20 protein-coding genes are annotated in these 21,468 nt (G+C 53.4%); 6 read left to right on the forward strand and 14 right to left on the reverse strand.

Features of this window, described 5'->3' with window-relative positions; all coding sequences use genetic code 11:
* Positions 1-186 precede the first annotated feature (186 nt).
* A complete protein-coding gene (locus P2R09_RS19280; protein ID WP_078804888.1) occupies positions 187-468 on the forward strand; it encodes a YjcB family protein in 282 nt (93 codons plus the stop codon).
* A gap of 66 nt (positions 469-534) precedes the next feature.
* Here the strand turns inward: P2R09_RS19280 and P2R09_RS19285 are convergent, their stop codons facing one another.
* Together P2R09_RS19285 and P2R09_RS19290 are read right to left on the reverse strand one after the other, a co-directional pair.
* On the reverse strand, positions 535-1,485 hold the full coding sequence (locus P2R09_RS19285; RefSeq protein WP_008926611.1) for an ATP-grasp fold amidoligase family protein: 951 nt from the start codon (positions 1,483-1,485) through the stop codon (positions 535-537).
* A gap of 8 nt (positions 1,486-1,493) precedes the next feature.
* Positions 1,494-2,750, reverse strand: coding sequence for an oligosaccharide flippase family protein (locus P2R09_RS19290; protein WP_039660669.1), 1,257 nt, complete (start codon positions 2,748-2,750; stop codon positions 1,494-1,496).
* A 525-nt stretch (positions 2,751-3,275) separates the two neighbouring features.
* Between P2R09_RS19290 and P2R09_RS19295 the strand changes: the two genes are divergently transcribed.
* Positions 3,276-3,671 (forward strand): transposase, encoded by a 396-nt coding sequence (locus tag P2R09_RS19295; RefSeq protein WP_003855733.1) that lies wholly within the window; start codon positions 3,276-3,278, stop codon positions 3,669-3,671.
* Between the two features lie 924 nt (positions 3,672-4,595).
* Here the strand turns inward: P2R09_RS19295 and P2R09_RS19300 are convergent.
* On the reverse strand, positions 4,596-5,555 hold the full coding sequence (locus P2R09_RS19300) for a DMT family transporter (protein WP_275772035.1): 960 nt from the start codon (positions 5,553-5,555) through the stop codon (positions 4,596-4,598).
* 77 nt (positions 5,556-5,632) lie between these two features.
* Positions 5,633-6,460: an AraC family transcriptional regulator gene (locus tag P2R09_RS19305; RefSeq protein WP_275772037.1), complete on the reverse strand. Its 828-nt coding sequence runs from the start codon at positions 6,458-6,460 to the stop codon at positions 5,633-5,635.
* 119 nt (positions 6,461-6,579) lie between these two features.
* Here P2R09_RS19305 and P2R09_RS19310 point away from each other — a divergent pair, with 119 nt between their 5' ends.
* Entirely contained in the window at positions 6,580-7,101 is a 522-nt protein-coding gene (locus P2R09_RS19310) for an isochorismatase family protein (RefSeq protein WP_275772039.1), read from the forward strand.
* An 84-nt stretch (positions 7,102-7,185) separates the two neighbouring features.
* On the opposite strand, the gene ssb1 is transcribed toward P2R09_RS19310, so the two are convergent.
* Entirely contained in the window at positions 7,186-7,737 is a 552-nt protein-coding gene (gene ssb1 / locus P2R09_RS19315; protein WP_275772041.1) for a single-stranded DNA-binding protein SSB1, read from the reverse strand.
* A gap of 224 nt (positions 7,738-7,961) precedes the next feature.
* Here ssb1 and uvrA point away from each other — a divergent pair, with 224 nt between their 5' ends.
* Positions 7,962-10,790 carry an excinuclease ABC subunit UvrA gene (uvrA, locus tag P2R09_RS19320; protein WP_003855745.1) on the forward strand — a complete coding sequence of 943 codons (2,829 nt, stop codon included), beginning with the start codon at positions 7,962-7,964 and terminating at the stop codon, positions 10,788-10,790.
* A 233-nt stretch (positions 10,791-11,023) separates the two neighbouring features.
* Positions 11,024-12,088: an NAD(P)-dependent alcohol dehydrogenase gene (locus tag P2R09_RS19325; RefSeq protein WP_275772043.1), complete on the forward strand. Its 1,065-nt coding sequence runs from the start codon at positions 11,024-11,026 to the stop codon at positions 12,086-12,088.
* 52 nt (positions 12,089-12,140) lie between these two features.
* On the opposite strand, the gene P2R09_RS19330 is transcribed toward P2R09_RS19325, so the two are convergent.
* The 6 genes from P2R09_RS19330 to dnaB form a co-directional block, all read right to left on the reverse strand.
* A complete protein-coding gene (locus tag P2R09_RS19330) occupies positions 12,141-12,464 on the reverse strand; it encodes an MmcQ/YjbR family DNA-binding protein (protein ID WP_003855748.1) in 324 nt (107 codons plus the stop codon).
* Entirely contained in the window at positions 12,464-12,883 is a 420-nt protein-coding gene (locus P2R09_RS19335) for a secondary thiamine-phosphate synthase enzyme YjbQ (protein ID WP_003855749.1), read from the reverse strand. The genes P2R09_RS19330 and P2R09_RS19335 overlap by 1 nt, the downstream gene beginning before the upstream one ends.
* A 121-nt stretch (positions 12,884-13,004) precedes the next feature.
* The gene (locus tag P2R09_RS19340; protein WP_139364724.1) at positions 13,005-14,198 is read right to left on the reverse strand and encodes an amino acid aminotransferase; all 1,194 of its coding nucleotides are present in this window, start codon (positions 14,196-14,198) and stop codon (positions 13,005-13,007) included.
* A gap of 40 nt (positions 14,199-14,238) precedes the next feature.
* The gene (locus P2R09_RS19345; RefSeq protein WP_275772047.1) at positions 14,239-14,853 is read right to left on the reverse strand and encodes a YitT family protein; all 615 of its coding nucleotides are present in this window, start codon (positions 14,851-14,853) and stop codon (positions 14,239-14,241) included.
* A 241-nt stretch (positions 14,854-15,094) separates the two neighbouring features.
* Positions 15,095-15,574 (reverse strand): Lrp/AsnC family transcriptional regulator, encoded by a 480-nt coding sequence (locus tag P2R09_RS19350; protein ID WP_003855753.1) that lies wholly within the window; start codon positions 15,572-15,574, stop codon positions 15,095-15,097.
* A 129-nt stretch (positions 15,575-15,703) separates the two neighbouring features.
* On the reverse strand, positions 15,704-17,110 hold the full coding sequence (gene dnaB, locus P2R09_RS19355) for a replicative DNA helicase (RefSeq protein ID WP_003855755.1): 1,407 nt from the start codon (positions 17,108-17,110) through the stop codon (positions 15,704-15,706).
* 96 nt (positions 17,111-17,206) lie between these two features.
* Here dnaB and P2R09_RS19360 point away from each other — a divergent pair, with 96 nt between their 5' ends.
* Positions 17,207-18,190 (forward strand): quinone oxidoreductase, encoded by a 984-nt coding sequence (locus tag P2R09_RS19360; protein ID WP_003855757.1) that lies wholly within the window; start codon positions 17,207-17,209, stop codon positions 18,188-18,190.
* A 211-nt stretch (positions 18,191-18,401) separates the two neighbouring features.
* Here the strand turns inward: P2R09_RS19360 and pspG are convergent, their stop codons facing one another.
* The 3 genes from pspG to P2R09_RS19375 all read right to left on the reverse strand — a co-directional run bounded on the left by pspG (position 18,402) and on the right by P2R09_RS19375 (position 21,198).
* Complete coding sequence (gene pspG, locus P2R09_RS19365) at positions 18,402-18,668, reverse strand: envelope stress response protein PspG (RefSeq protein WP_003855759.1); 267 nt, start codon at positions 18,666-18,668, stop codon at positions 18,402-18,404.
* A 180-nt stretch (positions 18,669-18,848) separates the two neighbouring features.
* Positions 18,849-19,841 (reverse strand): tRNA dihydrouridine(20/20a) synthase DusA, encoded by a 993-nt coding sequence (gene dusA / locus P2R09_RS19370; protein ID WP_275772052.1) that lies wholly within the window; start codon positions 19,839-19,841, stop codon positions 18,849-18,851.
* 106 nt (positions 19,842-19,947) lie between these two features.
* Positions 19,948-21,198: a conjugal transfer protein TraF gene (locus P2R09_RS19375; RefSeq protein ID WP_275772053.1), complete on the reverse strand. Its 1,251-nt coding sequence runs from the start codon at positions 21,196-21,198 to the stop codon at positions 19,948-19,950.
* Positions 21,199-21,468 lie beyond the last annotated feature (270 nt).

The following is a 21,468-nucleotide window of genomic DNA, read 5'->3' on the forward strand; positions in this document are numbered from 1 at the left end:
TTTCCTGCCGTCAGTACCATACCAGAGTCAAATTTTGTTCAAAATTTAAAATCGGGTGATATAATGTGACCCAAGTCACACTTTGAACCTGGGTTGACGGCGAAAAAGCACCCCCTGACACGCTTTCCCGCCGCCGGTGATATCCGCAAATTGTCAGGGAAACTCACTGATATTGAGGTCCGGCCGATGGCTACGTTAACCACCAGTTTTCTTGTTATGCGTTGGGAATTGCTGAGCGCAATCATGATGTTTTTTGCCAGCACCCTGAAAACCAAACTTCGTCAGGATAGCCGTCACGTAATGGCATTTATGTGTGGCGGGATTGGTTTAGGCATGACCTGCTGGTTTGTCACCGGCCTGATGGGCATTACCCTGAGTATGGATAACGTGCATAACTTCGTGGAAATCTCAAAGCATGCCTTTATTGAAGCTATGAGCCAGGCGCCTGCTGACTGGCCGATGCCCTGATTGATTGCCTGAATTTTGCGCATAAAAAACCCCGCTAAGCGGGGTTTTTTATATTGCTGTGTGTGCTTAAATTTTCTTCAACATGGCAGGAATATTAACATCCTGCACGGTAGCGCCCGGGCTCTGCGTTCCGCGGCGGTCCTGAATCCACATATCTCCCATCATCTGATTTAAACCACGATCTAAGCCGGTGACTAGTCCTGCACCTGGGGTGAAGGTCAGTTCGCCAAAGTAGATCCGTTCGTCATGGATATACCAGTCCACACGTACGTAGTCGAAATCACTGGCCAGTTTTTTACTCAGTTCAAGCGCATGTTCCAGTGACGGCATAATCGGTGACACATCCAGACCGGTATCGCGAATTTTGTGATAGGCCTCGTTGAGGTTGTTCACGTAGAAATTCATCGACAGCAGCGGCTGACAGCGGTTGTAGATCACCTGCAGCACATATTCGAACTTGCCATCTCGCTTGTTGAACATATGGAACTTGTAATCAATCGGCGCGCTCTTGCCATCACCAATGTACTTCTCAACCAGGATACGTGGCTTGATGTAGCGATAGTGAATCTCACGCGCTTCGTTGGCAAAGTCAGTCTTCAGCCAGCGATAGCAGTCATGAATGATCTGCTGCTTGCGAAGGGCATCCGGCTCTTCCAGCAAAATCTCAACCATGTTGGAGGCGTGGTTCGGCTTGATCACCGTCCCCTTCCAGCAGGGTAAGCTGTTCAGCGTTGTCGGGTCAGTGGTTTCGTGTACCAACGGAATCAGGTATTCATTACCGATTTTTTCAGCAATGAATTCGCGCACCGAGTACTTATCTGACAGACGACCGTAATTCTGGTAATCGCCGAAGATAAACTTACGGTACAGCACCTTCTCATTGAACACTTTTGGCTGACGCAGATTGGGCAGCTTTCTGAACTTGTGGAAGTAGTAAATGCGGTCCTGATAAGCCCAGGGCATCTTCTTAATAAAGTACTGCACACTTCTTCTGAGTTCTTCTTTCAACTTGAGCATATCTGACCTCATTTGTATGTTTTGTAGTTGAGTGAGGAAACCTGAATCTTTTGAATGACGCCGTTTTTAAAGAAGTAATTCATTACGGTCAGGGACAAAAGTTCTGAAAGGAAAACGCTCCACGCGGCCCCCATGATGCCGTGACCCTGGATCAACCACCAGGAGAGCGGCAGACTGATGACCATCAGGCAGATGATTTTCCTCAGTAAGTAGTTAAATCCTCCCTCTTTGACCATGTAGCGATACGCTACGGTCCCCATTGCCGAAAAGCTGGTCGCTATCGACAGCAACGTAATGAGACTTCCTGACTGTGTGTATGCCGGTCCGTACAACGCAATGATGATCCGCTCGCCGTACAGCGAAATAACAAGCAGCATCAACAATGAAACACCCATAACGTAACCATTGAGCCGCGCAGCCAGCTTAATGGCGACCTCGCCGCGCTCCCTGAAGATCTCAGTGAAGCAGGAGGTGATGAGCGCTACCGGGATAAAAATCCAGGAAGCGGAAATGGTATTCGCCGCCGCAAACAGACCCAGATCGCGGGCGGGAGCCGTGCCTGCCAGAAACATCTGTGCGGCTTTGACCTGCACCGAAATAAAGATGCTGGAGATGGCCAGCGGCAGTCCGGCATACATCAGATAGCGCAGATAGGCGGTACGCTTCTCGCGGGGCGGCATCTGATCCTGATGGTCCTGATAGAAGTTGCGACGCTTGATCAGGTAAGGCACCAGCGTGACGGCGACAATCGACAGCGTCAGCCAGAGTGGATTGAGACGCAGCCAGGCGACGGTAAAACTGATGCTGAAACTCAGCAGCATGCCCACGGCGTTAGCAATGGTGTTAAGACGCGAAGCAAGACGCGCGTTGTTATAAACGCTGAAGGTGTCCTGGGTGACAAAAACGGAGGCAACAAATGAGGCCAGTGCAAACGCCAGGAAATTTTCCTGCATGTTGTACCAGACCCAGATTAAGACTGGCACCGAAGTGACCAGCAATAACACCATTCGCAGCGTACGGGCAATGGTCATCAGGCGCAGGCCTTTTGACGCATTTTTGCTGACGCGCTTAAACAGAATGGTTTCGGTGCCAAAAATCGCAACGGTTTGCACCATCGCAAATAGTGAGGTAGAAAACGCCATCTGACCAAACACCGTTGGGCCAAAAGACTTCGCCACGTAAGACGTCACAAAAATGACGCCAAAAACGGAGATGATCTTCTCAGACATCATCCAGGCGGCATTAGACATTACGCTCAATTTCATCGACTCTTCCTTAGTATTACTCAACTACAACCGCTTCGGTACAACATCCCTGTAACGAATTAATAAGCGCTCAGTGGGCCTGGCGAAAATGTAAGACTTCAGACCAAACTGGTCCGAAAATTGAGATGCAAGTCATAATCCGGAGAGTGAATTCAGGATAATTCTTATTATAAATGGTGCGAATCACTTCAAATGGAAACGATTTCAGGCTGAAAATAAAACAACCCTAAAGCGCCTGACCGCCATATTAATCACATCGCTCAGGCTAAATATCCCGCATACGTTGTATTTATTTCGTATTTTGGATGCGATGAATTTATAACAAAAATGCCCCTCCAGGAAGGTACGCCCCCCCGATAAGAATAAAATAAGATTTATCCCATGATGATATTTCTTCTAAATATCTTAATTTAGGCTTCGCAATTCAATTCGCGTACTTTAATACTGCCTTAATAAAATCTTACAGTGCCAGAAATTATTAAAGTCATTCTCATCCATTAATCGATAAGAAAGGTAAGAGCATTTATGAGAAAGTCACGATACAGCGAAGATCAAATCACAAATGCCATTAAAGCTTCTGAATCGGGCGTGAAAGTCAGAGAGATCTGTGAAGAGTTAGGTATCTCTGAAGCCACGTTCTATAGCTGGAAAAAGAAGTTTTCTGGGTTGTCTTCGGAAGAAGGCAGAAAAATCAAGGAGCTGGAAGAAAAACTGCAAAACATCACGCGTGAGTTGCAGACGCTCAACTCCGATAAAGAGATGCTGCAGAGCGTTCTTAAGCACTTCTTTACGACAAACGAAAAGCGTCAGGCTGTGGATTTCCTGCAGGCCACCTTCGACATCGGTACACGCCGTAGCTGCAGACTATTAGATATCAGTCGCAGTGTGTACCATTATCCGTCAGGCACGGAGAACCGCTAAACCCAATGCTACCGCGCTTTTTAGACTTAACGCTGAGATTTGTTCTTACCAGAAGAGATGAAGATCATTTAACAGGACAATTGCGGCACCCTTTTCCGCTCCATTTATAACTAATGAATGGCTTCACGGCTAAGCTTCTTTTTTTGCGGTAAAATTGATTCACAACAGCAAAAGTCTCGCATTCTACGCCTATTCTTCCCTTCCCAATCTCGTTGACACGGGATTGGGCCCTCTGTTTTTTTACGTAAGCCCAGCTAATCGTCGGAACTAATTCTGCTCAATACCATTAAGCTGCTTTAAACATCGTGCGAAAAACAGCCGTCGCCGTTTTAAGTTAACAGTGGCCCTGACTCAAATTCTGCGGCTGCGCTTTAATTTCCGATGATGGGTTTATTGCATAAACTTTCTCCAGGATTAATCCGGGATAAATAGTTTATTGCTCCTTATCACTAACGTTACACGCTTCTCTTTTCACTCTCATCATTGCGCATCATTGATGCCAGAGATTAATCTTTAATTAATAACGCAACGGCGGAATTCTCTTACTCATTTATCACTGAATGAAGTTAATGGTGGTTTTTCGCCTCTTGTTCTCAGTGCCACCACGCAATAAAAAGCCGTGAGAGAAAGCATAACGTCCATAATGCTGCGCTATTTATCCTGATTAATGACCGATATCTGAGCAATAAAACACGGTCAGACCCGAAAAGGGGTGTTCTCCGCAGACCGTAAGTACCGTTTTTTCACTGAAGAATGGGGAATGAGAGAGGCAATTGCGGGAGACGGTACTATCACCTGGCGGAATGAAATCGATTTCGCGGCATAAATCTGTCGGAGAGCGTGCAAATCGGCATAGGGTTTAATCTTAAAAAGCCGCGCGACATGCTGTTCGCGCGGCAGAGCGATTTGGATAGATGTTGCGGTTTACTCGTTCAATGAGACCACAAGAGGTTGAGGTTTAATACGCATTGCCCACAGCACCCCAGCCATCAGACAAACAATGCCGGTCACAGTGAGCTGCGGTGGCCAGCTTTGATACCAGAGAAAAGTCCACAACAGGCCAAAAAGAATCTCGAAAACGATCAGTGGCCCCATCAATACGGTCGGCAGACGCTGGCTGGCAGCGTTCCAGCATAATGTGCCAAACCAGGAGCAGAGCAGGCCAATGGTCAGCATCAGGGAGATAAACACGCCGGGACGGGGCCCAAACGGCAACGAAAAGTCGGGCTGTTGCCAGGTGAGTTGCACACTGACCAGCGCATACATGATCAACGCCATGGGCAATGTGACCAGACCCTGCGCGGTGGCCCAGGTCGACGGCCGCAGCTCGGGATGTGTGCGCAACCAGCGGGCATTACGCAGCGGATACCAGGTCCAGCAGACTACGGCCAGTAGCGCCAGCACGATACCAGTGAGATAACGGCTCAGATCAAGCAACTGGCCCTGACTTTTTAGCTCCGCCGCGTTTACGCAGAGTAAGCCGGCCGCCATCATGACAAGCGCCGGAAACAGCCGCCGCCACGGCAATCTTCCTTCAAGATGGCCGTAACAGAGATTGGCCGTCACGGCGATCACCACCGGCAGTGTGCCAATAATCATGGTCGAGACCGGGCCGCCAGTGCGCTGAATGGCGTTCGCCAGAAACGCATAGTAGAAGAGGTTCCCCACCAGCGAGAGTTTTACGGCCTCAAGCCAGTCGGCGCGAGCCAGCTGACGCAGGCGATGACGACCATGCCAGGCCAGCGGCAGCGCAATCAATCCAAACGCCACATAGCGTCCCGCCGACTGCAGCGCGCCGGGGTAGTCAGGCACCAGCAGTGGCCCGACAAAGATCAGCCCCCACATCAGCCCGGCGGTGACGGCAAACATGACACCAGCAAACATGATTCCTTCCTTATATAGCTTTTTGACAGAGTGTGGCGGGTTCGGGCGGGGAATGCTTGTAGCAGATTGCGGTGATATCAGGATTGGCGCACCTGTTTCTGATAGCGGCCCGGCGTGATGCCGTACCGATTGGCAAAAGCGCGGGTAAGATGGGCCTGATCGGTTAATCCCACCGCCGCCGCGACGCTGGCGGCCGCTTCTCCCTGAGCCAGCCTTTGCTTGGCATCATAGAGCCGGAAAGCCATCAGCATCTGATGGGGCGTCACGTGATAGTGCTGGCGAAAAGCGCGTAAAAAGTGCCACGGCGATAACGATGCCAGTGCTGCCAGCTCATCCAGCCGCACGGGTTCAGCAAGGTTGTCGCGCAGGAAATCGCGCACCTGATCAAAACGATGCCGGGTGTCGGGTCTGCCCTGTGAAGACATGCATGCCAGCGGACGGATCTGCAGCAGCAGTTCAGCGATCAGGCTCTGACGTGCCAGTTCAGACTCCGCCTGCCAGAGTGCGGCAAGTGTTCGGGAGAGCGGTTGCGCCACACGCGAATCGGTCAGCAGCGCCTCATTAAACCACCAGCCGCGATCGCCGGTCAGTTCGTCCATCAGCTGCGGCTGAATGTAGATCATTTGATAGCGCCAGCCCTCTTCGCAAGCGGACTCACCGGTGTGCAGCTCATCCGGATTCATCATGACCAGCGAGTTCTCCGGCGCCGTATATTCAGTGCCACGATAGCGAAAGCGCTGTGCACCCGCTTCGATGGTGCCAATTCCGAAAGCTTCATGGGTATGCGGTTCAAAGGCGTAGCGGGAGATGTGAGCCTGATAAAGCTCCACACCAGGCAGCTCTGCGAGTTGCTGAAAGCGGGCGCGATCTTTCTCATAGGGGAAACTCGCCGGAACACCTTCCACTTCTCTCTCCTTATTTAACCAGTGGGTTAAGCATGCCTGTGACCAGGGTGGAAATGCAAAAGATTGCTATCCATCACGCCGCAGGTAACACTGTTTTTTTAAACCAGATGGAGTAAAGCATGGCACAGCGCGTGGTATTGGTTGTCGATATGCAGAATGGCGTATTCAGCTCGCCACGCTTCGATAAAGCGGGACGGGTGGCGCAGATTAACCGGCTGACCGCACGCGCCGACATCACCCTCTTTATACAACATCGTGAAGGCACGATGTGTGAGGGGAATGAAGCGTTTGAACTGCTGCCGGAAATCGCTCAGCCTGCTGGCGCGCACTACATCACAAAAACCGCCTGCGACAGCTTCTGGCAAACTGAGCTGGGCGCGCTGTTAGAAAGGCTGGCGATTAAGGAATTTGTGGTGTGCGGCTGTGCCACAGACTACTGCCTGGATACCACAATAAAAGTCGGAGCCAGTGCGGGCTATGCCATCACCGTCGCTGCGGATGCACACACCACGGCAGATCGCCGCTGGGTCAGCGCCGATGCGCTGATTAACCAGCACAATGAGGTGTGGGCTTCACTGCTGATCCCTGGCAACGTGCCGCGTGTGCTGAGCACGGAGGCCATTCTGGCAGAATGGTCGTAACAGGCCGCAAAAGCTGTGCATAAAAAAAGCCCGCATAAGCGGGCTTTTTGCACTCTTTGGCCAGAGAAATTCCAGCCAGCGAAATCAGAATGGAATATCGTCGTCGAAATCCATTGGTGGTTCGTTGTTGTTGCTGGCCGGCGCGCTCGGTGGCTGCTGCGGACGAGACTGCGCGCCGCCACTGAACTGGTTGTTATTGCCCTGCGGCTGCTGCGGCTGACCCCAGCCATTGTTGTTGCCACCCTGCGCGCCGCCACCTGCTGGTGCACCCGCGTTTCCACCCTGCTGACGTCCGCCCAGCATCTGCATGGTGCCGCCAACGTTAACCACAACTTCGGTGGTGTAACGTTCCTGGCCGCCCTGATCCTGCCATTTACGGGTACGCAGCTGGCCTTCGATGTAAACCTGCGAACCTTTTTTCAGGTATTCGCCTGCGACTTCAGCCAGTTTGCCAAACAGCACCACACGGTGCCACTCAGTGATCTCTTTGTTTTCACCGGTCTGCTTGTCGCGCCAGCTCTCTGACGTAGCCAGCGTAATGTTGGCAACAGCGCCACCATTTGGCATGTAACGTACTTCCGGATCCTGACCCAGATTCCCGACAAGAATCACTTTGTTAACGCCACGACTGGCCATGTTGCTGTCTCCCGATGAGTTAATGCATACAGTCTAATCTATCAATTCTAACACGTCCTGCGGACTGTTTCCCACTTTCGAGCGGGGTTCCAGTTTTAACCCTCTCTGTTCTGGCGCGCAAGAGTACTGGATATTTATTCAGTCTATTTTTTGTGCCATAATGACACGTTTATTCTGGCCGTGTCGGCAAGGCGCGGTGAGTGCTGCTAATCCGGGAAAGGTGAATGGATAAGATCGAAGTTCGTGGTGCCCGCACCCATAATTTGAAAAACATCAACCTGACCATCCCACGCGACAAACTCATTGTGGTGACCGGCCTGTCAGGTTCAGGTAAATCCTCACTGGCGTTTGATACGCTGTATGCGGAAGGTCAGCGCCGCTATGTAGAGTCGCTCTCTGCGTATGCGCGCCAGTTTCTTTCGTTAATGGAGAAGCCGGACGTCGATCATATCGAAGGTTTGTCGCCCGCCATTTCCATCGAACAGAAATCTACCTCGCATAACCCACGTTCGACCGTGGGAACCATCACTGAGATTCACGATTATCTGCGTCTGCTGTTTGCCCGCGTAGGCGAACCGCGCTGCCCGGATCATGATGTGCCGCTGGCGGCGCAGACCGTGAGCCAGATGGTGGATCAGGTGCTTTCCCAGCCGGAAGGCCGTCGCCTGATGCTGCTGGCACCGGTGGTGAAAGATCGCAAGGGTGAGCACACCAAGACGCTGGAGAATCTGGCGACGCAGGGCTATATCCGTGCACGTATCGATGGCGAAGTGTGTGACCTGTCCGATCCGCCGAAACTTGAGTTGCAGAAGAAACATACCATTGAAGTGGTGATTGACCGCTTTAAAGTGCGTGACGATCTGGCGACCCGTCTGGCGGAGTCGTTTGAAACCACGCTGGAGCTCTCCGGCGGCACCGCTATCGTGGCGGACATGGATGACAGCGCCGCAGAAGAGCTGCTCTTCTCGGCTAACTTCGCCTGCCCCATCTGTGGCTACAGCATGAGCGAGCTGGAGCCGCGCCTGTTCTCGTTTAACAACCCGGCAGGCGCCTGTCCAACCTGCGACGGCCTGGGCGTACAGCAATACTTCGATCCTGACCGCGTGGTGCAGAATCCTGAACTCTCGCTGGCGGGCGGCGCAATCCGTGGCTGGGATCGCCGCAATTTCTACTACTTCCAGATGCTGCGTTCGCTGGCGGAACACCTCGATTTTGATATCGAAGCGTCGTTTGGCAGCCTGCCCGAGAACGTGCAGAAAGTGATTCTGTATGGATCAGGCAAAGAGAGCATCGAATTTAAGTACATCAACGACCGCGGCGATACGTCTGTTCGCCGTCATCCGTTTGAAGGCGTGCTCAATAACATGGAGCGCCGCTACAAAGAGACCGAGTCTTCAGCGGTACGCGAAGAGCTGGCGAAATTTATCAGCAACCGCGCCTGTGCCAGCTGTGAAGGCACCCGTCTGCGTCGTGAAGCGCGCCACGTCTTCGTCGAGAACACTACGCTGCCGACCATCTCTGAGATGAGCATCGGCCATGCGATGTCCTTCTTTGAAAACATGAAACTCAGCGGCCAGCGCGCGCAGATCGCCGAGAAGATTCTGAAAGAGATTGGCGATCGCCTGAGCTTCCTGGTTAACGTCGGCCTGAACTATCTCTCGATGTCCCGTTCCGCCGAGACCCTGTCCGGTGGAGAAGCGCAGCGTATCCGTCTGGCCAGCCAGATCGGTGCCGGCCTGGTCGGTGTCATGTATGTGCTGGATGAGCCTTCAATCGGCCTGCATCAGCGCGACAACGAACGTCTGCTTGGCACCCTGATTCATCTGCGAGACCTCGGTAACACCGTGATCGTGGTTGAGCATGATGAAGATGCGATTCGTGCCGCTGATCATGTCATCGACATCGGTCCGGGTGCAGGCGTACATGGTGGCCAGGTGGTGGCTGAAGGTACCGTCGATCAAATTATGGCGGAAGACGCGTCACTGACCGGCCAGTTCCTGAGCGGCAAGCGGGGTATTACGGTGCCGGAGGAACGCGTCAAAGGCGATCCGGCTAAAGTGCTGAAGATTACCGGCGCACGCGGCAACAACCTCAAAGATGTCACGCTGACGCTGCCGGTCGGGCTTTTCACCTGCATTACCGGTGTGTCCGGCTCGGGTAAATCGACCCTGATCAACGATACGCTGTTCCCGATTGCCCAGCGAGCGCTGAATGGCGCGACTATCGCCGAACCGGCACCTTACCGCGAAGTGGCGGGACTGGAGCACTTCGACAAAGTGATCGACATCGATCAGAGTCCGATTGGTCGTACACCGCGCTCTAACCCAGCCACCTACACCGGCATCTTCACGCCGGTGCGTGAACTGTTCGCGGGCGTGCCGGAAGCGCGTTCGCGTGGCTACAATCCGGGTCGCTTCAGCTTTAACGTACGAGGCGGACGTTGTGAAGCCTGTCAGGGTGATGGTGTGCTGAAAGTCGAAATGCACTTCCTGCCGGACATTTATGTGCCGTGCGACCAGTGCAAAGGCAAACGCTATAACCGTGAAACGCTGGAAGTGAAGTACAAAGGCAAGAGCATTCACGAAGTGCTGGAGATGACTATCGAAGAAGCACGTGAGTTCTTCGATGCCGTGCCGGCGCTGGCGCGTAAATTGCAGACGCTGATCGATGTGGGTCTTACCTATATCCGCCTCGGTCAGTCCGCCACTACCCTGTCCGGCGGTGAAGCCCAGCGTGTGAAACTGGCGCGTGAACTGTCGAAGCGCGGCACAGGTCAGACGCTCTATATACTTGATGAGCCGACCACCGGTCTGCACTTTGCCGATATTCAGCAGCTGCTGGAAGTGCTGCATCAGCTGCGCAACCAGGGCAACACCATCGTGGTCATTGAGCACAATCTTGACGTGGTCAAAACCGCAGACTGGATTGTGGATCTCGGTCCGGAAGGCGGCAGCGGCGGCGGTGAAATCCTGGTTGCCGGCACGCCAGAAACCGTGGCGGAATGTGAGAAATCACATACTGCACGTTTCCTGAAGCCTCTGTTACAGAAGTAATTCCTGCAGGCCCGCCGCGTGCGGGCCTTTTCATGTCATCTGCTGATTCAGCCAGAAAAATGCAGAATCAGGCAAGATTCAGACATGTATAGGCATATACGCTTTTCCCCAGGCTAACTATCCTTAAGCAGTTCCTCTTTGGCACGTCCCTGGCGTCGCCCTGTTTTCGCAGCACATTAACGCTGCTGCACTTCATCGAATAACACTCACGACACATCGAAACTGGAGACACCATGAATATTACGCATGCGTATGCTGCTCAGGATGCAAAATCCAAACTGGCACCGTTCGATTTTAAGCCGCGTGAGCTGCGCGCCCATGACGTTCAGCTTGAGGTGCTGTTCTGTGGCGTTTGCCACTCAGACCTGCACCAGGCCCGTAATGAGTGGAAAAACACCATTTTCCCTGTGGTTCCGGGTCATGAAATTGTCGGTCGCGTGACCGCTGTTGGCCCGCAGACGCAGAAATATAAAGTCGGCGATCTGGTCGGCGTCGGCTGTATGGTCGATTCATGCCGCAGCTGTCCGAGCTGTCAGCAGGGTCTGGAGCAGTATTGTGAAAACGGCTTTGTCGGCACCTATAACGGCGAAGATCGCGAAACCGGCGCCATTACCTACGGCGGTTACTCAACGTCGATGGTGCTTGATGAGAGCTTTGTGCTGCGCATTCCGGAAAACCTGGAGCTGGCGGGCGTTGCACCGCTGCTGTGTGCCGGTATCACCACCTACTCACCGCTGCGTCACTGGAATGTCGGTCCTGGCAAGAAAGTGGGTATCGTCGGTTTAGGCGGCCTGGGTCATATGGGCGTGAAAATTGCCCATGCAATGGGCGCGCATGTGGTGCTGTTCACCACCTCGCCGTCCAAAATTGAAGATGGCAAACGTCTGGGTGCCGATGAAGTGGTGATTTCTAAAGATCCAGAGCAGATGGCGCAGCACACGAACAGCTTTGACTTCATTCTGAACACCGTGGCCGCTCAGCACGATCTCAACCCGTTCATCACCCTGCTGAAACTGGACGGCAACATGACGCTGGTCGGTGCACCGGAGCACGATCACCCGGCACCACAGGTGTTTAACCTGATCTTCAAGCGTCGCAGCATCGCCGGTTCACTGATTGGCGGCATCGCAGAAACCCAGGAGATGCTCGATTTCTGTGGTGAGCATGGCATTACGTCAGACATTGAACTGATCGTGATGGATCAGATTAACGAAGCCTATGAGCGCATGCTGAAAAGCGATGTGAAATACCGCTTTGTTATCGACATCAATACCCTGCGCGAGCAGCCTGCCGCGTAACCCGTCAGATCTGAAACCCTCTTGCTCGGGTAAGAGGGTTTTTTATTGCCGTTTATCGGGCAGCCGCAACCTGCTGGAATGAAGCATCGACCAGATAGTAAATCTGCGAATCTTTCAGCGAGCCGTCCAGAAACAGCGTACTCCAGTGTGACTTGTTCAGATGTTCACTGGGAATGATGTCGCTATGCTCTTCGCGCAGTAATTCGGCCAGCGCAGGCGTCGATTTCAGCGAAACCGCTGGCCGCCCTTTTGCCTCATGCACCATTGCAAACAGCACACCGTTGCTTTTAATCTGCGTTGCCTTCCAGTCACTGTGGACGCTCTGCTCCGCGCCCGGCTTGCTCATGCAGTAGGTCAGTAAATCTGAGTTATTCATTACGACTCCCCTTGTAACGTAGCGACAATCCGCCTGGCACCGCCCTCAATGCGATGCTCGCCCAGCCAGATACCCTGCCAGGTGCCCAGCACCAGACGCCCCCGCTGAACCGGCAATAACAGCGAAACGCCTACAATCGATGATTTGATATGCGCCGGCATATCGTCACGCCCTTCGTAGTCGTGCTGATAAGGTGCGTTCTCCGGCACATGCCGCATGAAATGCTGCTCCATGTCGCTGCGCACCGTCGGGTCACAATTCTCATTTAAGGTTAACGATGCCGAGGTGTGCTGTAACAGCAGATGCAGCAGACCGGTTTTGATATCACGCAGTCCGGAGAGCGAGTTAACGATCTCATCGGTGACCAGATGAAATCCACGCGGCTTCGCGCTCAGCGTAATAGTTTGTTGATGCCACATAGCGTATTCCTGAAACGGTTATCCCGTTTAAGTGTGCAGCATGACGCCGAAAGGTAAACCCTGACCCATAAAAAAACCGCCAGAGCGAACCCTGACGGTTTTATTTACAGCCAGACAGCCGTTACATCACGGCGGCAAAGGCTTCAGCGACCTGATGCACGTTTTTGCTGTTCAGACCGGCCACACACATGCGGCCGCTGCCCACCAGATAGATGCCAAACTCGTTACGCAGACGATCGACCTGCTGCGCACTCAGGCCGGTATAGCTGAACATGCCACGCTGCTTCAGCAGGTAGTCAAAGTTTTTACCTGGCAGCGCGGTACTCAGCACATCCACCAGCGACTGACGCATCGCGAGAATACGCAGACGCATCGCTTCCACTTCAGCCAGCCAGCTGGCTTTCAGTGCCTCATCATTGAGAACGCGCGCAACCACCTGCGCACCAAAGTTAGGCGGGCTGGAGTAGTTGCGGCGAACGGTGGCTTTCAGCTGGCCCAGTACGCGCGCTGACTCTTCGGCGCTGTCACATACGATGGAGAGACCGCCTACGCGCTCGCCATAGAGCGAAAAGATTTTGGAGAAGGAGTTACTGACCAGCGCAGGCAGACCCGCCGCCGCGACCGCACGCAGTGCATAAGCGTCCTGCTGCATACCGGCACCAAAGCCCTGATAGGCGATATCAAGGAAAGGAATCAGCTGCTGTGCTTTCAGCACCTCAACGGTCTGATCCCACTGCGCATCAGTCAGGTCAGCGCCGGTCGGGTTATGGCAGCAGGGATGCAGCAGCACGATGCTCTGCGCAGGCAAGGTTTTCAGCGTGCTGATAAAGGCATCAAATCGCACACCGTGGGTCTCTGCGTCATACCAGGGATAGGTATTCACCTCAAAACCTGCACCATTAAAGATCGCGATGTGGTTTTCCCAGGTTGGATCGCTCACCCAGACTGCAGATTGCGGGAAGTAGCGCTTCAGGAAATCCGCGCCCACTTTCAGCGCGCCAGAACCACCCAGCGTCTGAATCGATGCAATCCGGCCCGCGTTTAACACCGGATGATCGGCACCAAACAGCAGTGGTGCAATCGCACTGCGGTAACTGTTCAGCCCTTCCATCGGCAGATAGAGGGAAGCCTGATGCGGCTCAGCATAGATCTGCTCTTCGGCAGCGGCTACGGCCTTCAGCTGCGGGATGATATTCTGTTCGTCGTAATAGAGCCCGATGCTCAGGTTAACTTTGTGTTCTCGTGGATCTTGTTTGAACGCTTCCATCAACGACAGAATCGGATCGCCAGCATAGGCATCAACGTTTTGAAACACGGTGTAGGTCTCCATGATTGGTCCAGAGTTCAGAGGCGGATTAAACCCGATAGCGTCCCGGACGATGGTTCATTGCAATTATCAGATTCAGGATCACCGCGCCCGCAATAGACGCAAGCAGGATGGGGCCGCTCACCACAAACAGTGAGGCCAGCACGACGAAGGTATCAACCGCCATTTGCAGTTTACCCGCGCGGATCCCAAAGCGATCCTGTAGCCACAGGGCCAGAATATTGATGCCGCCCAGGCTCGCCTTATGACGAAATAACACTATAAACCCGATTCCCATGATGACGTTACCGAACAGTGTCGCATAGAAGGGGTTAAGGTCAGAAAAGTGGACGAACAGCGGGTGCAGCTGGGTAAACAGCGACACCAGTCCGACGGCACAGAACGTTTTAAGGGTAAATTCCCAGCCCATGCGTTTTACCGCCAGCCAGTAAAAAGGGATGTTGATCAGGAAGAACGCACTGCCAAACGAAAGCGGCGAGAGATAACTGATCAGAAAGGCGATGCCTGCGGTGCTGCCGGTCAGTGCGCCCGCCTGTTTCAGCATAATGACGCCGAACGAGACCATCAGGGTGCCGAGCACCATCGCCAGCGCATCTTCAATGCGCGAATGTGGGACGCGGGAGGGTTCTGCGATGTTATCCATGGAGGTTTTCTCAGTGCAAAAGATGCCGTTTCTATGCAAAAAACACACCAGCGTCACAACCCTTAACGGCTGTAAACGAAGTGCCCGCGATATCCTGTTGATATCTAAGGCGCTTTATAACGGAAACGTGTGCACAAATTCTGGCCTGCACCATCAACCTATGCATTAAAGTCCGTTAACATGCGTGTTATTTGCATTTATTGCCGCAAGTGTGCACCAAAACCGCACGTCACGCACCTTTTTAGCGCGTCTTCTCTCCGGGGATCATCATCAGCCCGTTCTCTTTCATTCGTCCCAGTACTACCGAGGTTTTCACATGGGAAACGCTCTGGTGGCCCGCGACTAACTGGCTGATTAGTGCACTGAGGGAATTGAGATCGGCCACTGCCACTTTAAGCAGATAGTCAGCGTCGCCGGTCGTTTTGTAAGCGTCCACGATCGCCTGCTCCTGCTCCACCATGCGGTGAAAGCTCTCGACATATTCTGCGGTGTGGTTAATTAAGCGCACCTCAATTAATCCCACCATGCCAAGTCCGATCGCATCGGGCGACAACCGGGCGTGATAACCCAGGATGAGATTAGCCTGTTCCAGATTGATACGGCGGCGGGAACATTGTGAGGCGGAAAGGCCGACCAGATCGCTAAGTTCCTGATTGGTCAGACGGCCGTTAGATTGTAATAAAGTGAGGATTTTAAGGTCGTAATCGTCTACGTGAGTCATTCCGTTTCCACATCGGTCCAGGCGTCGCTTTATTACAGATAACCCGATAACCCGAGAGGTTGTCCAACACTATTTTCTGATGATGGGTGCTGTCATGCACAGATCGTGCATGACAGCACAAACCGGCGATTATTCGTCGTCGTATTGCGGGCCCGCGTAGTTATCAAAGCGCGACCACTGACCGTTAAAGGTCAGGCGTACCGTACCGATGGGACCATTACGCTGTTTACCCAGAATGATCTCTGCGATCCCTTTGAGATCGCTGTTTTCGTGGTAAACCTCATCGCGGTAGATAAACATGATCAAATCCGCATCCTGCTCGATCGAGCCCGATTCACGCAGATCCGAGTTGACCGGACGCTTGTCAGCACGCTGTTCCAGTGAGCGGTTGAGCTGCGACAGCGCCACCACCGGTACATTCAGCTCTTTGGCCAGCGCTTTCAGCGAGCGGGAGATCTCCGCAATTTCCAGCGTACGGTTGTCCGACAGCGCCGGCACACGCATCAGCTGTAAGTAGTCGATCATGATCATGCTTAAGCCACCGTTTTCACGGTAGATGCGCCGGGCGCGCGAACGCACTTCGGTAGGCGTCAGGCCAGAAGAGTCATCAATGTACATGTTCTTCTTCTCCAGCAGGATGCCCATGGTGCCGGAGATTCGCGCCCAGTCCTCATCATCCAGCTGTCCGGTTCGGATGCGGGTCTGATCGACGCGGGAGAGTGAGGCCAGCATACGCATCATGATCTGCTCGCTGGGCATCTCCAGACTGAATATCAGCACCGGCTTTTCCTGCAGCATGGCGGCGTTTTCGCACAGGTTCATCGCAAAGGTGGTTTTACCCATTGATGGACGTGCGGCGACAATAATCAGGTCAGAGCCCTGCAGGCCTGCGGTCTTTTTATTCAGATCCTGATAGCCGGTATCGACGCCGGTGACACCATCGTGCGGCGTCTGATAGAGCGATTCGATACGGGAGACGGTCGATTCCAGAATCTGCTCAATGTTTTTCGGGCCAGCATCTTTATCCGCGCGCGCTTCCGCAATTTTAAAGACGTTCGACTCGGCAAAATCGAGCAGCTCTTCGCTGTTACGTCCCTGCGGATCGTAACCGGCATCGGCAATCTGGTTGGCGACGGAGATCATCTCACGCACCACCGCACGTTCACGCACGATGTCAGCATACGCGCCAATGTTTGCCGCGCTCGGGGTGTTTTTCGCCAGTTCAGCCAGATAGGCGAATCCGCCCGCCATCTCCAGTTCACCACGGGTTTCCAGCGATTCAGAGAGCGTAATCAGGTCAATGGGTTTGCTGTTTTCCAGCAGCCGCTGCATCTCGGAAAAAATCAGCCGATGCGAGCGGTTGTAAAAGTCATTCGCGACGACGCGCTCAGAGACGTTATCCCAGCGCTCGTTATCCAGCATTAACCCACCGAGCACCGACTGCTCCGCTTCCAGAGAATGCGGGGGCATTTTCACGCCTGCGAGCTGGCGATCCTGCGTTTCGTTCGATTTGTTGGTGGGTTTATTTCCTGCCATAGTGAATGCATTACCGATCTTCTGTGGGGACGCGCAAGTATACCTTAGTTGGGGTGCGTGCCTCACCCTCATGATGAAACAATCACAGGAGTCAGAATGGCAAAGCGTATTCAGTTCAGCGCACATGGCGGTCCGGACGTTTTAGCGTGGACGGATTTTGAACCTGCTGACCCCGCTGAACATGAAGTGCAGGTTGAAAATCGCGCTATCGGGATTAATTACATCGATACTTATGTTCGCAGCGGGCTCTATCCGGTTGCCGATTTTCCCTCAGGCCTGGGGACGGAAGCCGCGGGCGTGGTGTCGCGCGTAGGCCATGGTGTGACCCTGTTTAAACCCGGCGATCGCGTGGTCTACTGCATGGCGGCTATGGGTGCTTACAGTGACGTGCACAACGTGGCGGAAGATCGCCTGATGCATCTTCCGGAAGCCATCAGCTTTGAGCAGGGCGCAGCCAGCTTTCTGAAAGGACTCACCACGCAATATCTGTTGCGCCAGACCTATAAAATCAGCGCCGGTGAGACCTTCCTGTTTCATGCTGCCGCCGGCGGCGTCGGGTTAATCGCCTGTCAGTGGGCAAAAGCGCTGGGTGCGCATTTGATCGGCACCGTGGGTTCAGCGGAAAAAGCCACAATGGCGAAAAATGCCGGCGCCTGGGCGACCATTAATTACCGCGAAGAGAACATTGCACAGCGCGTCAGCGAGCTGACTGAAGGGAAAAAAGTGGCCGTGGTGTATGACTCCGTGGGTAAAGATACCTGGGAGGCGTCGCTGGACTCGCTGCGCCGTCATGGCCTGATGGTCAGTTTTGGTAACGCATCGGGGCCGGTAACCGGCGTTGATCTCAGTATTCTGAATAAGAAAGGCTCACTGTTTGTGACACGCCCTTCACTCTTTGGCTATGTCACCAACCGTCAGGAGCTGGAAATCGCCAGCGCCGAACTGTTCTCTCTGCTGGCGAGTGGCGCAATTAAAGTGGATGTGCCGGAACAGCAGAAGTTTGCGCTGAAAGAGGCCAGCAAAGCGCACCAATTGCTGGAGAGCCGCGCCACGCAGGGATCCTGTCTGTTAATCCCGTAATTGCAGGCAACAAAAAGGGCTTCCCATAGGAAGCCCTCTTCTGTTTTTTATTTTTTGTTCGCGCTGGTGTAGGGACAGCGGCGATGAATTCATGTCGAGTCGATGGCACATCGATTTGACCTCAGGCATCCTGCCAGAAAACATAAGTAAAAAGTATGGTTAATTGCAGTTCAGCGCTGAGCAATCTCTCACAGTGTGATCATCACCGCATTTAGCGCCAGCCTTTACGGTCCAGCCTGTCGATTTTACGTCTCAGCTTACGACGCGCTCGCGCATCGCTGTCGCCAAAAAAGGCCCGATGCAGCCACACAGCAATCACCGCCAGCACCAGCCACGGCAACACTTTGATCACGAGTGCGAACAGTCCACCGACAAACATCACGATGGTTGCGACAACCAGTGCCGCCAGCACACCAATCAGCGAAACACCGGTCAGCAACAGCATCAGGAAAAACCCTAATACGAATAAAATTTCCACGTCAGCGCTCCTTTTTTGAAATCGATTGTTATAGCTATTACAAGAAGCGTGCCAACCATTAACTAATTGATTTTTATATAATAAAAATCAAAAGCCGCATGACGCTTTGGCGAAAAAAACCATAAAGTGGCGTAAAAAAAACCAGCCCTGATGGCTGGTTTTTCAGGACGGGATTGCAGATCAGGCTTCCTGCGGGATCTTATCCGCTACCAGCGCCAGCGCGGCTTCCAGCACACGGACATCAGCACCCGGTTTGTGGGCGTTTTCACTCAGGTGACGTCGCCACTGCCGAGCGCCGGGAATGCCCTGGAACAGTCCCAGCATATGGCGCGTGATGTGCCCCAGATAGGTGCCCTTCGCCAGTTCCGCTTCAATATAGGGATACATGGCGCGCACCACGTCCACCGGGTTAGCCGCCGGATGCTGACGACCAAACAACGTCTGATCGACCTGCGCCAGAATGCCGGGGTTTTGATAGGCTTCACGTCCCATCATCACACCATCGAGGTGTTGCAGATGAGTCTGTGCCTCTTCCAGCGTTTTCACGCCGCCATTCAGCGCGATCGTCAGATGCGGAAAATCGCGTTTCAGCTGATAGACGCGTGGATAATCCAGTGGGGGAATTTCGCGGTTCTCTTTAGGGCTGAGGCCAGAGAGCCAGGCTTTGCGCGCATGAATGATAAATGTCTCGCACTCGCCGCGTCCCGCCACCGTGCCGATGAAATCAGTCAGGAATTCATAGCTATCCAGCTCATCAATCCCGATGCGGGTTTTCACCGTGACCGGAATGGAGACCACGTCGCGCATCGCTTTAATGGCATCCGCAACGAGATTTGCCTCGGCCATCAGGCAGGCACCGAAACGACCATTCTGTACGCGATCGGAGGGACAGCCGACATTGAGGTTCACTTCATCGTAGCCACGCTGCTCTGCCAGCTTCGCGCATTGCGCCAGCGCCGCCGGATCGCTTCCACCGAGCTGCAATGCGACCGGATGTTCCGCCTCACTGTAAGCCAGGTAATCCCCTTTGCCATGAATGATCGCGCCCGTGGTCACCATTTCGGTGTAGAGCAGCGTATCGCCGGTCAGCTGACGATGAAAATAGCGACAGTGACGATCGGTCCAGTCGAGCATGGGGGCGATAGAGAAGCGTTGCGAAGAGAAATTAGACATGAAGCGCAGGCAATCCGGTAATTAAAGATGATGGAATTCTGTGCAAGGATAACACAAGGGCGGGCGATAGTGCATCGCCCGCCCCCGAACAGCCTGAATAACGCGGTTAGAAGTTAAAGCCGAGCTGCATCATCGCGCCCCAGGTGTTGTTAGCACCCACTGAGCCAGCCAGATCCAGATGGACGGCTTTGTTAAACGGTGACACACCAAAACCTGCTGTGGCGACATTCTCGTCGTGAGAACGCATGTCCGCACGATAACCGCCACGCAGCTGCAGCCAGTCAAATACGCGGTATTCCGCGCCCACAGCCGCATACTGGCTGTTATCCTGGCTTTTGAAGCGTTTGGTTTCCGTCAGATCCACATCGCCCGTCACGGTAAACGGGCCTTTATCCCAGGAGAGACCGCTGGTGACCAGCGGGCGAATCTGGTAGGTGTCGCGGTAACCATTAACCTCTTTGGTCTGCAGATCGCGTGAAACCAGGTTCTGTCCGGTCACGCCCAGCGTCCAGTTTTCGGCAAAGGTGGTCGCCAGACCGGCATCAACGTTAAAGCCGGTGTCGGTGCTGCGATACTGGCTATTGTTGATGTCGTTCTTGTCGTAGTTATAGATGCTGGCAGTGTAGTTGTAGAGCCAGGTTTTCTGCACTTTTGGCGTCACACCAACGGATACCGGCTGACCGGCGATGGTGAACTCATGCGCCACAGCCACACCGTAATCGGTGGTCAGCGCCGCTAAGCCATTTGCGCTGGAGCGCAGGTTATTTTGATCGCCCGGGCGTGGGAACCGCGTACCGTCAGCAACACCGCGCAGATAGTCGATATCACCCTGTACGACATTGGCGCGGACATGCGCCGTACCGTAGGCTTTGGTGATAAAGGCGAAAGGCAGGGTCTCATTGGGTATGGTCACGGCCACGGCCGCACCCGCACTGCCATCCGCTTTGTTGCCACGCAAATCGCTGAGTTTGTTGGCGACATCGCCGGAGGCGGCGCGTAATTCAGGGTAGCCGCGGAAGAAATCCGCTGGCGTAAAGTTATTCAGCACTGTGCGGTAACGATCCACGGTGTCCGTAATATCATCGACTTTATCAAGCAGGTGATCTTTGTCCGTCACCTGAATACCCGCTGAAGGAACAATAATGCTGACGTTATCGTCGGGTTTAGCACGCGTCATCAATGCCGGGTTCGCCAGCACTGCGGAACCATAAAGAGAAGATGCTACGCCGGTGCCACCCATGGCGTCATTCCGGGCATCGTACCAGGTCCCTGCCGCCATGGCGGAAGAAGAAAGGAAAAGCGCGGTCACTACAGCGGAGTACTTCAGCGCTGAACGTTGAGCGGATTTTTTCACCATTTGCCTGCCATCACCTGAGAAATTGTCATTGAAACATTCAACGACTGAATAGTTTGTTAGCCCTATTGTGAACCCTGGCTAACGCGTTATTGCTGTGAATTCAAAGGAAACAGTGTCTTAATTCAAAGGATTGGACGTTTTCCAATCAAAAAACCGTTGTAATAGTTCAGACTGCATCGGTGCATTTCAAACAATGCCAGACTTTTCTTAAGTCTTTCTGAACATTACTTCTTAACTCAGTGAGATGCAAAGCAAAATGCCAACAAATTC

Origin of the sequence: Pantoea sp. Cr_R13 (assembly GCF_029222565.1) — a bacterium.
In the GTDB taxonomy this organism is placed as follows: domain Bacteria; phylum Pseudomonadota; class Gammaproteobacteria; order Enterobacterales; family Enterobacteriaceae; genus Pantoea; species Pantoea eucalypti.